A 12453-nucleotide genomic window follows, 5' to 3' on the forward strand; every position below is an offset into this window, starting at 1 on the left:
AGGTGATTTAAAATGTGCTCTAGCGGAGGGCCAATGGCCGATATTGATTTGAAAAAATTGAAAACTAAAAAATACCATTGTAAAGACTGTGGAAATTCCTTTAAAGGACTTGGAAAAAAAGTTGTTTGTCCATCTTGTCAAAGCGACAACGTGGAAATTGCAGAGTAAATCTATTTTACTCTCTTTTTTTATTTTTTGTGATACCATGGATATCAATTTTAAAAATGACGAAATACTGTTTCTTGAAGGCGAAACCGGGATCGTTGGCGTCATAAAAGTTGCATATGAAAACAAGATGCTTTTCATTGCGACACAGGACAACGAGGAGATAGTCCAGTTTTTAGAATCTGACGATATTATAGCCGTATCCAATTTCAAAAAAGACAAGCGTGCAATAAGGTCCCAAGCATATCTCAGTCGTGAAGAATCCTCCCCAATAGTGATTTTAAACAAGGATCATCCATCAACAAAACGTTTGGAAACTGTTTTATCCATCGGAGACCAAGTAAACCTAAACTGCAACATAACTCCGGGAACCCATCCCGAACAGAACGTATTATGTTCTTGCGACAGCTTATCTGGACTAGAAATAATCAAAACACCTACAGGCGTTAGATTAAATAAGGAAATTGAAAACTATTCCATTGAAGAATTTTAGGCTAAGACAATGATATTCATAGATTCTTTTTACATGTTTTTGGGCCAGCTAGTGGTGTTTGTGGCCATACTGATTGTGATATTATTCATTGTAGTGCTGATTTTAGGTTATTTGATAGCCCGTAAAAACAAGATAAAGTTCCCGAGATTCCTATTGTACATTGTCGACTTATTGTATTCTCCTTTTAAGACAATAGCTCATTTTTTAAAACTTGACGACCATCTGATTGACGACATTGCAATAAAGGTGAGAGATGACCTCAATAAAGAGCGTTTCAGACAAATTCCCGCTGAAAAGACATTAATCTTCTTGCCTCACTGCTTAAGGCATAAGGATTGTCCAGCACCACTTCAAAAGGAGGGTTTGAACTGCAGCGAATGCGGATTATGCTCAATAGGGGCAATCAAGAAAAAGTCAGAGCATCTAGGCTACAAATTATATATTGTCCCAGGGTCAAGCTTCGTTAAAAAAATAGTCATGGAAAACAAGTTCCAGGCAGTTCTTGGCGTGGCATGTCATGAGGACCTGAATCAGATGATGATGTTACTGTCCGACTTTTGCCCTCAAGGAGTATTGCTTGAAAAAACAGGCTGTTTTGAAACAAAAGTGAATGTTAAAAAGGTATTTGAAAAAATTGATTCAAAATACTAGCCTAACCTAATATAATCTTTTTGAGATATTTTTCTTACTATAGTGAACGCTATCACCAAAAACATATGATGTGAGACCAACACTTCAATTGTCGCAAAAATAAGATGCATCCTTCAAAATTTATCATTGATAATTTTAAATTAAACTAAACCCTCCAATGTATAATATATTCACCATTATATTAATCTTTAAATATTTTTCTAAACTAAAATCCTCAAATGTACAAAATATTAACCTATAATATAAATATTTAAATATTTTTTGAACGATATATAGTAGTGGAGGTAAATAAAACAATGCGATTTAAAAAAATTTTTCATTATCATATGTTTGATAATGGTTCTGTTTACTGTCGCAAGCGTTAATGCTGGCGATGTAAGTAAGGATATTGTTGCTAGTGTTGATGCCAGCGATGTAAGTAAGGATATTGTTGCTAGTGTTGATGCCAGCGATGTAAGTAAGGATATTGTTGCTAGTGTTGATGCTGACGATGTAAGTGATGATGTTGTTGTTGCAAGCGATGATACACAAAATGAAAACATTAGTGTTTCAGATAATGAAAACATACTGACAGATCAACCAACTACACTGACACAATTACAAAATGGACTTAATTCCGCCGGACCTACATATGAACTGTCCTCGGATTATTCTTATAATTCTGAAACTGACAGTGCCCTGATAGACGGTATAAAAATTACCAAGTCAATAACCATAAATGGAAATGGGCATAAAGTAGATGGCGGGGGTAAAATGAGAATTTTCCAGGTCACTAATGGTGCAACTGTCACATTTAATAATATGACATTTGTAAATGGATGGACTCCCAAATACGGATGTGGTGGTGCTATCTGGAATAATGGGGCAAAAAAGGTCACTGCAATAAACTGTAATTTTACTAAGAATACTGCATACAATGGTGGAGCACTCTTTAATGTAACTGCAGAAAAATGTACTTTTGTTAACAATATTGCTGCTAATGAGGGTGGTGCAATCCATTCTGGTTCTGCTGTAAATTGTTCATTTGCCAATAATAATGCTGGATATTATGGTGGCGCAATTTATGGGGGTTCCGCTCAAAACTGCTCCTTCATCAACAATAGAGCAACACGCGGTGGGGCAATCTATTATATTAATAGTGCTGATTCAATTGTGGGCTGTTCTTTTGTTAATGGTAGTGCGAATTTTGGCGGTGCAATCCTCTTTATGTATAAAGGTGCAGTTATAAATTCTTCCTTTATAAATCAAAGAGCAAATTTTGATGGTGGTGCCATTTACTTTGAAACTGAAGGTGATGCAGTTCCCGATTGTTTCGCTCAAAACTGCTTCTTTAGCTATAATGCTGCAATCAGAGAGGGTGGGGCAAATTATAAGATTTACTCCCGAAACTGCACATTTATCAACAATGGAGCAGATAAAGGTGGGGCAAATTATATGGGTTTCGCTCAAAACTGCACATTTATCAACAATAAAGCAAATTACGGTGCTGCAATGCAATATGGTTCCGCTCAAAACTGCTCCTTTATCAATAATTCTGCAACCGGATATGGTGGTGCAATGCATTCTGTTTCTGCGGTGAACTGTTCTTTTATTAATAATACAGGATACAGCGGAGGTGCAATGCGTGATGGTTCCGCTCAAAACTGTTCTTTTATTAATAATAAAGCGTATGAAGGTGGAGCAATGTGTGGTGGTTCCGCTCAAAATTGTTCTTTTGTCAATAATAAAGTAGATAAAATAGGAAGCGCAATGTATCAAGGTTCTGCTAAAAACTGTTCTTTTGTCAATAACGATGCAATTCAAACAAAAATTGAATTTTATAATGTTAATGACGTGGCATATACTGGTGAAAGCATATTGTTCACTGGTTTGCCTGAATGTAGGATCATAGTTACCGCTACTGATAAAAACGGCAACTCAAAAACATTCACATGCACTGATAAAGGATGGCAAGTGAAAAATCTAGACGCAGGCAAATATACCGTCAAATTCACCATTAGTAGTGACAAAGTCAATGGTGAGCTTAACACACAGATAGAAGTTAAAATTAAATCAATCCAGAATTTGGAAACATTAATCAAAAACACTCAAAATGATACAATTATCCTGAATAATGATTACTATTGTTCTAACAAAGGCAACTTGGAAGATGGAATCATAATCGATAAATCTGTTACAATTGATGGACAAGGCTATAGAATAAATGCTAATAATCAAATGAGGATTTTCCAGGTAACCAACAATGCCGTTGTCACATTTAAAAATATAATATTTGAAAACGGATATACTGCTACAAACGGATTTGGTGGTGCCGTATGGAATAATGGGGCAAAAAACGTTACCGCAATAAACTGTACATTTAAAAGCAATAGTGCATACAATGGTGGAGCAATTTCCAATGTAGCCGCTGAAAACTGTACATTTGAAAAAAATACTGCAACATATGGTGGAGCAATGTATCAAGGTTCTGCTGAAAATTGTAAATTTGTCAATAATGCCGCATCAGAGTACGGTGGGGCAATCAGACATGGTTACGCATTTAACTGTTCTTTTGTAAATAATACTGCAAAGTATGGTGGTGCAATGGCAAATGGTTCCGCTGTCACCTGCTCTTTTGTAAATAATGCTGCAACAGCTCGTAAGGTTAGCGGTGCAATTGAAGAGGGATCTGCTGTGAACTGTTCTTTTGTCAACAATAATGTGTATAACACAAATATTCAATTTTATAATAATGTTAATGATGTAGTATTTCCAGGCGATACAGTATTGTTCTACGGTTTACCGGAATGTAATCTTACAGTAACCGCCAGGGACAAAAATGGAGTTGAAAAAACATTCACCTGCACAGATAAGGGATGGAAAATAGAAGGCCTTAACCTGGGAAATTATACTGTCAAATTCAGCACATATTACGAATATAATAAAGCAGAACTGGAAAGTAAAATTCAACTGGGATATTTCCTTGATTTGGATGTGAATATCGACAGTATTTTTGAAGGTCAAAATGCAACAGTTAAAATTAATGCCAATGACAATTTCACAGACAATGTTACATTATCCGTTAACGGAAAAGACCACACTGTTGAAGTAATAAATGGTGTTGGCAACTGCAGCATTTCCGGATTACCTACAGGCAATCATACCGCAACTGTCAGCTTTAAAGGCAGCAATAAATTTAATGCAACTGAAAAAACAGTCAAATTCGAAGTCAAACCTAAATATAATATTGGTTTAAACGTTAATGTCGAGGACATTAATGAAGGCAATATGGCAACTGTAAACATTACATTCGATGTCGAATTTGACGGTACTGTTAAAATATCAATAAGCGGAACTGACATTCAAAACGAAACCTTCAGCATAATTGAAGGCGAAGGCAGTTTCATTGCTATGGATTTAGCTGCAGGAAATTATAATGTAACTGTCAGCTTTGACGGAAACGTTTCATTCAATGCTGAGACAAAATCAGCTGAATTCAAAGTTAAAAAAGAAGCGGAAAAACCTGATCTTGATTTAACCGTTTCAGTTGAAGACATTTTTGCAGGTCAGAATGCAACCGTAAAGGTCAAAACAAATAATGCCTTCAACGGCAAACTCACATTAATCATAAACGGCATTGTTAATGATAATATAAACATAAATAACGGTGAAGGTTCATATACTGTTGAAAACTTGCCAATTGGCAATTACACTGCATATGTTGGTTTTAACGGTGACAATACCTTTGATTCCGCTGCAAAAGCAGGTTCGTTTGAAGTCAAACCTAAAAATGACCTTGATTTAAACATCAATGTTTCTGACATATTTGAAGGACAAGATGCAGTTGTTAATATTACTTCAAACAACACTTTCACAGGCAACGTCACATTATCCGTTAACGGTACTGATTACACTGTTAAAGTAATTAATGGTGTTGGCAACTACACCATTTCAGGGTTACCTGCGGGCAATCATACCGCAACTGTCAGCATTAAAGGCAATGACAAATTTAGCCCAACTGAAAAAACAGCCAAATTTGAAGTCAAAGCTAAATACAACCTTAATCTAAATGTCAATGCTTCTGACATATTTGAAGGACAAGATGCAGTTGTTAATATCACCACTGATAACAATTTCACAGGCGAGGTCATTTTATCCATAAACAGCCGCAATATTACAGTCAATGTTGTTAAGGGTGTTGGAAATTATGCCATTCAAGACTTGTCTGCCGATAATTATACTGCAACTGTCAGCTTTAAAGGCAATTACAAATTCAACCCAACTCAAAAATCAGTGAAATTCGAAGTCAAACCTAAATATAATATTGGTTTAAACGTTAATGTCGAGGACATTAATGAAGGCAACATGGCAACTGTAACAGTTACCACCAATGACGCATTTGACGGTACGGTTAAAATCTCAATAAACGGAACTGAAATCCAAAACGAAACCATAGAGATAATTGAAGGCAAAGGCAGTTTCATTGCTATGGATTTACGTGCAGAAAATTACACAGTAACTGTCCGTTTTGACGGAACCACTGAATTCAATGCCGAAACAAAATCAACAGAATTCAAAGTTAAAAAAGAAGCGGATAAAACCGATTTAAACTTAACCATTTCAGTTGAAGACATTTATGTTGGACAGTATGCATGCGTAAACGTGACCACAGATGACTCATTCATAGGAGACCTTATAATAGTTATAAACAGCATTGTTAATGATAATGTATTTGTACTATTCGGTGAAGGCGAATACTATATTGAAGACCTACCTGTCGGAAATTATGTTGCATATATTGGTTTTAACGGCGATGAGACATTTGAGTCCACTGCAAAATCTGTTGCATTTGAAGTCAAACCTAAACAGGATCCTAATTTAGTTGTTAGTGTTGAGGACATTTATGAAGGTCAAAATGCCACTGTTAAAATCACTGCAGATAAGGAATTCACAGGCAATGTTAGCATATTCATAAATTGGGAAAATGTCCTTGTAAGTGTGATTAACGGTGCAGGCAGTCATATCATTTCCGGTTTAAGCATAGGCAATTATACTGCAGATGTTAACTTTGATGGAAATTACAAATTTAACTTCACTGAAAAATCAGTTGAATTTGAAGTCAAACCTAAAGCAGAGCCTCCAGCAATTGACGTCAATGTTCCTGCAGATGCTGAAACACCTGAATTTACCATCAAACTTCCAAGTGATGCAACAGGCACATTAACAGTCACCGTCAACGGCAAAACCTACACAGCCAATTTGGTAAATGGATCAGCAACAATAACTGTTCCGGGCCTTGCAGACGGCACATATAATGCTGTTATCAGCTATTCAGGTGATGCAAAATACCCTGCAGTCACTAAAAACTCTACTTTAACCGTGAAAAACCCTGTTTATAAAATAATAAACAATAAGGACGTCGCAATGCTTTATACTTCTAAATCACCGTATAAAGTTCTTGTAACTAAAAACGGCAAGGCAGTTGGAGCGGGTGAAGCCGTTGCCATAAAATTCAACGGTAAAACCTATACTGTAAAAACCGATAAGAACGGTTATGCAACATTGAAATTGCCTAATGTAAAACCTAAAAAAGCCAAATATGTCATTACAGCAACATACAAAGGTATTACAGTTAAAAACACAGTGAAAGTCAACAGCATTATCAAAGCTGCTAACAAAAAGGTTAAAAAATCCAAAAAGGTTACCAAAGTAAAAATTACCTTGAAAAAAGTAAACGGCAAATACCTCAAATCAAAAACACTCAAAATCAAATTCAAGGGCAAAACCTACAAGGCAAAAACCAACAAAAAAGGAAAAGCAAAATGGAAAGTCAAAAAATCCATGCTCAAAAAACTCAAAGTTGGCAAAAAATACAAATACAAAGTAACCTACGGAAAAGATGTTGTAACCAAAAAATTAACCATTAAAAAATAGGGATTACCAAAATCCCTATAACTTTTTTATTATTATAGCTTTAAAAAACCTCATTTTCTCGAACTCACAATGTTATAGACTAAATTTTTGAGTCCTGTTTCTAAATATAAACTAACAATGCAAAGTTACCATATTTCATTACTTCAATATATTGGGCAACAAGCATTAACTATCAAATTTATACACTGTCAAAATTATAAAAAAGGTATGCCTTTAATTCAACATGAAAGTTATGACCCCCTTTTAAAACAAGAATAATTTAAAAAAATAGAGTGCAATATCCATACCATGGGCACAGAAATCGTCGCTTTAATCCTACATCTTATTAATCCTAAGACATAAAATCAGTGAACTAAAAAAAATAGAATGAATAATATTTTGATTTAGATTTAATACTAATCAAAATATTCCATGAATTCCTGAGATTCAGGTGTTTCACTGAATTCCTTAATGAAATCGTTCAAATCATTAATGAATTCTTCTTTTCGCTCATCCAAATCTTCAATTTGGGAATAATCTTTCTTAACGGAAATTGTCATTACAATATCATCAGTTTCAAGAGTGATTTCAGGATATAATAAATTATCTAAATCATCCATTTTATCCTCTTCCAAGTTCCTGGTGAGCTCTTGCAAGGTGTCCTGCAGCCAATGCACCTACAAGTGACAATTCACCTGCTAAAACGGTTGAAGCAACAATTTCTGCGTATTCCTTAGCGTGATTTGAGCCAGCAACACCCAATATGCTCAATCCTTCCTGAGCAACTTCAAGACTTGTTCCTCCACCTACGGTTGCAACCGGCAGGTCTGGCAAGTTCACTGAGAAATACAAATCTCCGTTTCTGTTTTCCGCTGTTGTGATACCAAGGGATCCTTCAACGACATGTGCAGCATCCTGGCCAGTTGCCAAGAATATTGCAGCGACCATGTTTGCATAATGAGCATTGTATGCCATTGCTCCACTTGCAGCAGATCCAATTAGGTTTTTGGCGGTGTTTACCTCAACGATTGCGTCAGCTGTGGTTTTGAGTTTCTTTTCAACAATCTCTTCAGGTATCAATATTTCTGCAACCACGCTTTTTCCTCTTCCTTCAACAATATTGATTGCAGCAGGTTTCTTGTCTACACAAACGTTACCGCTCAATGCAATATGGGTTGCAGTGGTTTCACTAGCCAACTTATCAAGGATTTTTTCAGAAGCTATTGTCACCATGTTCATTCCCATACTGTCTCCGGTTGAGAATACAAATCTTGGATATACATAGCTTCCAACAATAAGGATAGGATCAATTTTGATTAACTTACCATGTGAAGTTGTGCTTTCAGCGAGTTCCTTTAACTCATCGAAATTATCAATAAACCATTGTCTGATTTTTAAGGCGTCAACTGCATTTTCACATTTGATTGCAGGCGCTCTTGTCATGCAGTCTGAAATTACTCTTGCATTTGCCCCTCCGGATGCTGTTATAGTTGATGCACCACGATTTATTGATGCAACAAGCGCTCCTTCAGAGGTTGCAAGGGGAACGAAGACTTCCCTTTGACAGTATTCACCGTTTATTTTTAACGGTCCTGCAATTCCCATCGGCAGTTGCAATACTCCAATGGAGTTTTCAATGTTTCTTGCAGAGGCCCTTTCCATGTCCAGAGTGTAATTTGAGATATTAGATAAATCCAAATCATATTTCTGTTCCAAAAATTCCCTTCTAATATCTGTAGCTTCCTTTGCAGAAACTTCCTTATCTACCTGATAAAGCTTCATTTCACCTTTTAACAATTTATCAATAATTTCCTGATTTGACATCTACATTACCTTTTTGAGTAAATTTACAATTTCAGATGGTTTTTTAGCTACTTCAACACCAGCTTCATTTAATGCTTTGGTCTTACTTGCAACGGTACCTGAACTACCTTGAATGATAGCTCCTGCGTGACCCATTCTTTTGCCCGGTGGTGCGGTTCTTCCTGCAATGTATGATACGACAGGTTTTGACATTTCCTCAGCGATGTATTTACCTGCTCTTTCTTCTGCAGTTCCTCCAATTTCACCGATTAAGACAACCGCATCGGTGTCATCGTCTTTCTCGAATCTTTTTAATATGTCAACGTAATTGTCCCCGGTTACTGGGTCTCCACCAATACCAACTGCAGTACTTTGACCTATTCCTGCATTGGTTAACTCGCTTGCAATCTCATATGTCAATGTACCACTTCTTGAGATTACACCAACATTTCCTTCTGAAAAGATATGTGTTGGCATGATACCTAATTTACCGACTCCCGGTGAGATGATTCCCGGAGTGTTAGGTCCTATGATTGTGGTGTCCATCTCTTTTGCGTATGCCATGATTTTCATACTGTCATGTACAGGAATATGTTCTGATATGATAACAACCAAGTCCAAGTGTCTGATTGCTTCAAAAGCAGCATCCTTTGCAAATCTTGCAGGTACAAATATAATTGAAGCGTTAATGTCCACTTCTTCAACAGCTTCTTCCATGGAATTGAAGATTGGTATTTGGTCTAAAAACTTCTGACCTCCTTTTCCAGGGGTAAGTCCTGCAACAATATTAGTATTGTATTTTAACATCTGTTCTGTGTGGAAGGAACCTTGCTTACCTGTGATTCCTTGAACTATACATTTTGTATCTTCATTTAATAAAATCATAATTAACCTCCTTATCTCAATATCCTAGTCTTATTTTCAAATGGAACAGCCAAATCTATTACATTTCCATTCATAAAAGCAGTGGCTGAAAATATCACACTGCCTGGCAATACATTACAAGTTGTTCCTCTTTTAACCAAATAAACATTCTTATTTCCAAGTGCAGCTCCAATCATAGCACCTGCCACCACTCCAACAGATTCTATATTTTCAATAGTAGCAACTACCACAGGATCATCGGTTTCTGGTGATACATATCCCACACCAGGAATCTCTCTTGTCTTTGGCTCGATGAAATCTGACACATCAGTGCAGTTAGCCATTCCGCGTGCAGCCTCAATTGCAGAGTTAGCAACATCCGCCACAAACGGTTCTCCCCCATATGTATCAAAGCCTAAAACAATAGCGTCAGGATACCTGTCAGGCCTTATGCTTGCTTGAGCATATGAAATTCCCTCTCCGGCATCTTCAGGATTATCGGAAATTCCAGACAGATCTCCAAAGTTTTCTGCACTCATCTTTAAAACATTAACAATACCTTCATTGACCTTTTCAAGCAAGTCATCCTCCACAAATGCGCTGATAACAACATCATCACCAGTTACATTTGTCAATGCTACACTTCTTGCTCCCAAATCTTTTACTGTATGAAGGTTTTTCTCAATAGTTTCTACTAGCTTAGAACTGCAGGATACATCATTTTTTGATATATCTGCACCTATAGCCGTAATTTTCAAATTAACACCTTGTATAATCAATTGATAAAATAAATAAAATATTAAATTTTATTGGTATATATTATGTTTTTTAATTTATATAAAGGTTTTAAGAAAATTTATTTAATAATGACAATTATATTATATATTAATGTATTCCCAAACCAAAATTGCAATTCCTATTTTTCAGGAAAATTGCAAAGATGTAGTCACAGTAGCAAAAGATTGTATCGAAAAAGGTGCAGACGTATTGGAGTTTAGGATAGATGCACTTAAAAATCCGGATATCAATGAAATCAAGGATACAATCAATGAAATCAATTTCCCAATGATTGCTACAAATAGAATCAGCTCAGAGGGAGGATCATTTAAAGGAAGCGAAGAGGAAAGATTCAACATCCTCTACGAATGCTGCGACCTGGTTGATTATGTCGACATTGAGCTTCAATCAAGTGATGAGTACATTAACAAGATTCATGACACCGGCGTCAAGACCATTGTCTCCTACCATGACTTTGAGAAAACTCCTGATTTGAATGAAATAATGTATATTGTTGAAAAGGAACAGGAATTGGGAGACATCGCCAAAGTTGCTTTCATGCCACAGGATCTGGAAGACACATTGACCATTCTTGCAGTGCTGTCCCACTGTGAAGACACAATTGCAATTTCAATGGGAGATTTGGGAAGCTATACCCGAGTGATGGCATCTAAATTCGACTCACCAATCACATTTGCGGCAGGAACTGATGTTACTGCACCTGGGCAAATTGATATCGAAACAATGAAAGCATTGCTAAATATGGACTTGAACATCATGGATGAGTGATTTTAATGGCTAAAAAATTAATTTTAGCTTTAATTGTACTTATTTTTATATTATTTTTTGCTTTTTTGATGATTAACAACAATACCGTTAACGTTTATACCGACGGCAAAAATATTAGCGTTGAGACTCGCAGTTTAAACAATATTGATTTTAATTCATTAAACCATGAAATCTGCGACTACACTTCACGTGTCATGAACGACACCACCACAAATGCCAGCGGCCTTCATGATGGAATTGAAAACATTTGCATCAGATATGGCATGAACAACCCTACAATCAATATCAATTCAAGTCTGGGACCCAATCAAATACCCGTTGTTATTAATGTTGACGGAACATCAATGCTTCCAACATTGCAGGATGGACAGACAGTTCTCATGAACAAGACCCACGACATTCATGTCGGAGACATTGTCGTTGCGGACTCTGAGGAATATGGTGGCATCATCAAAAGGGTTGACCAGATTAACGGAAATGACATTCACCTAATAAGCGACAACAAAAACATTTCCTATGAATACATAAATGGTGTTCTATATGAGGTTAAAGGTGTAACCACTTGGGTTGACATTTCAGATATTGGTGGCGTTGTCATTGACTATTAAGAAGGGAGATATGGGAAATAATTTCTTATTTCCCCATGAAAGTTTTTTATAATTGGTTTTTTATCTATACTGCCTTATCACCATCCTCTCCGGTTCTTATCCTAATTACGTTATCAACGGGTTGTATGAATATTTTTCCGTCACCGATGTTACCTGTATGAGCTCCTTTTATTATTGCATCAGTGATTAAGTCTAATCCCTCATCCTTGACTACAACCTCAACACGGGTTTTTGGAATGAGGTCTATACAGTAGCTTGATCCCCTATAGGATTCTCTTATCCCCTGTTGGCTGCCTCTTCCTTTAACTTCAGACACAGTCATTCCTTCACAGCCGACTTCGACTAAAGCCTTTTTAACATCATCAAATTTTTCCTGCCTTACAATGGCTATTACACGTTTCATAATATCAC

General features: G+C 36.4%; 11 protein-coding genes. 6 read left to right on the top strand and 5 right to left on the bottom strand.

What is annotated here, in order from left to right:
• The first annotated feature begins 12 nt into the window (after positions 1-12).
• The 4 genes from ILA26_RS07755 (at position 13) to ILA26_RS07770 (ending at position 7222) form a co-directional block, all read left to right on the top strand.
• Positions 13-168, top strand: coding sequence for a hypothetical protein (locus tag ILA26_RS07755; protein WP_292896021.1), 156 nt, complete (start codon positions 13-15; stop codon positions 166-168).
• A 37-nt stretch (positions 169-205) separates the two neighbouring features.
• A complete protein-coding gene (locus tag ILA26_RS07760; protein ID WP_292896023.1) occupies positions 206-658 on the top strand; it encodes a hypothetical protein in 453 nt (150 codons plus the stop codon).
• Between the two features lie 9 nt (positions 659-667).
• A complete protein-coding gene (locus tag ILA26_RS07765; RefSeq protein WP_292896025.1) occupies positions 668-1309 on the top strand; it encodes a DUF116 domain-containing protein in 642 nt (213 codons plus the stop codon).
• 336 nt (positions 1310-1645) lie between these two features.
• Complete coding sequence (locus tag ILA26_RS07770) at positions 1646-7222, top strand: Ig-like domain repeat protein (protein ID WP_292896027.1); 5577 nt, start codon at positions 1646-1648, stop codon at positions 7220-7222.
• Positions 7223-7617: 395 nt separating this feature from the next.
• Here ILA26_RS07770 and ILA26_RS07775 read toward each other — a convergent pair whose 3' ends face one another.
• Genes ILA26_RS07775 through ILA26_RS07790 form a run of 4 tightly spaced genes read right to left on the bottom strand, consistent with a single transcriptional unit; the run spans position 7618 to position 10626 of the window.
• Positions 7618-7821, bottom strand: coding sequence for a hypothetical protein (locus tag ILA26_RS07775; protein ID WP_292896029.1), 204 nt, complete (start codon positions 7819-7821; stop codon positions 7618-7620).
• Position 7822: 1 nt separating this feature from the next.
• The gene (hmgA, locus tag ILA26_RS07780; RefSeq protein ID WP_292896031.1) at positions 7823-9025 is read right to left on the bottom strand and encodes a hydroxymethylglutaryl-CoA reductase (NADPH); all 1203 of its coding nucleotides are present in this window, start codon (positions 9023-9025) and stop codon (positions 7823-7825) included.
• The gene (gene sucD, locus ILA26_RS07785) at positions 9026-9889 is read right to left on the bottom strand and encodes a succinate--CoA ligase subunit alpha (RefSeq protein ID WP_292896033.1); all 864 of its coding nucleotides are present in this window, start codon (positions 9887-9889) and stop codon (positions 9026-9028) included.
• 11 nt (positions 9890-9900) lie between these two features.
• Positions 9901-10626 carry a hypothetical protein gene (locus ILA26_RS07790; protein WP_292896035.1) on the bottom strand — a complete coding sequence of 242 codons (726 nt, stop codon included), beginning with the start codon at positions 10624-10626 and terminating at the stop codon, positions 9901-9903.
• A gap of 130 nt (positions 10627-10756) precedes the next feature.
• Between ILA26_RS07790 and aroD the strand changes: the two genes are divergently transcribed.
• Positions 10757-11434: a type I 3-dehydroquinate dehydratase gene (aroD, locus tag ILA26_RS07795; RefSeq protein WP_292896037.1), complete on the top strand. Its 678-nt coding sequence runs from the start codon at positions 10757-10759 to the stop codon at positions 11432-11434.
• Positions 11435-11502: 68 nt separating this feature from the next.
• Positions 11503-12042, top strand: a complete 540-nt coding sequence (locus tag ILA26_RS07800; RefSeq protein ID WP_292896039.1) for a S24/S26 family peptidase — start codon at positions 11503-11505, stop codon at positions 12040-12042.
• A gap of 64 nt (positions 12043-12106) precedes the next feature.
• On the opposite strand, the gene ILA26_RS07805 is transcribed toward ILA26_RS07800, so the two are convergent.
• The gene (locus ILA26_RS07805) at positions 12107-12445 is read right to left on the bottom strand and encodes a P-II family nitrogen regulator (protein WP_292896041.1); all 339 of its coding nucleotides are present in this window, start codon (positions 12443-12445) and stop codon (positions 12107-12109) included.
• Positions 12446-12453 lie beyond the last annotated feature (8 nt).

This window comes from Methanobrevibacter sp., assembly GCF_017940815.1.
Classification (GTDB): Archaea; Methanobacteriota; Methanobacteria; order Methanobacteriales; family Methanobacteriaceae; genus Methanocatella.

What these genes read in the sequence shown, in the direction of transcription:
- ILA26_RS07800 (WP_292896039.1), top strand. Translation starts at nt 11,503, where the DNA reads ATGATTAACAACAATACCGTTAACGTTTATACCGACGGCAAAAATATT.
- ILA26_RS07775 (WP_292896029.1), bottom strand. Translation starts at nt 7,821, where the DNA reads ATGGATGATTTAGATAATTTATTATATCCTGAAATCACTCTTGAAACT.
- ILA26_RS07805 (WP_292896041.1), bottom strand. Translation starts at nt 12,445, where the DNA reads ATGAAACGTGTAATAGCCATTGTAAGGCAGGAAAAATTTGATGATGTT.
- hmgA (WP_292896031.1), bottom strand. Translation starts at nt 9,025, where the DNA reads ATGTCAAATCAGGAAATTATTGATAAATTGTTAAAAGGTGAAATGAAG.
- aroD (WP_292896037.1), top strand. Translation starts at nt 10,757, where the DNA reads ATGTATTCCCAAACCAAAATTGCAATTCCTATTTTTCAGGAAAATTGC.
- ILA26_RS07760 (WP_292896023.1), top strand. Translation starts at nt 206, where the DNA reads ATGGATATCAATTTTAAAAATGACGAAATACTGTTTCTTGAAGGCGAA.
- ILA26_RS07770 (WP_292896027.1), top strand. Translation starts at nt 1,646, where the DNA reads ATGGTTCTGTTTACTGTCGCAAGCGTTAATGCTGGCGATGTAAGTAAG.
- ILA26_RS07765 (WP_292896025.1), top strand. Translation starts at nt 668, where the DNA reads ATGATATTCATAGATTCTTTTTACATGTTTTTGGGCCAGCTAGTGGTG.
- sucD (WP_292896033.1), bottom strand. Translation starts at nt 9,889, where the DNA reads ATGATTTTATTAAATGAAGATACAAAATGTATAGTTCAAGGAATCACA.
- ILA26_RS07755 (WP_292896021.1), top strand. Translation starts at nt 13, where the DNA reads ATGTGCTCTAGCGGAGGGCCAATGGCCGATATTGATTTGAAAAAATTG.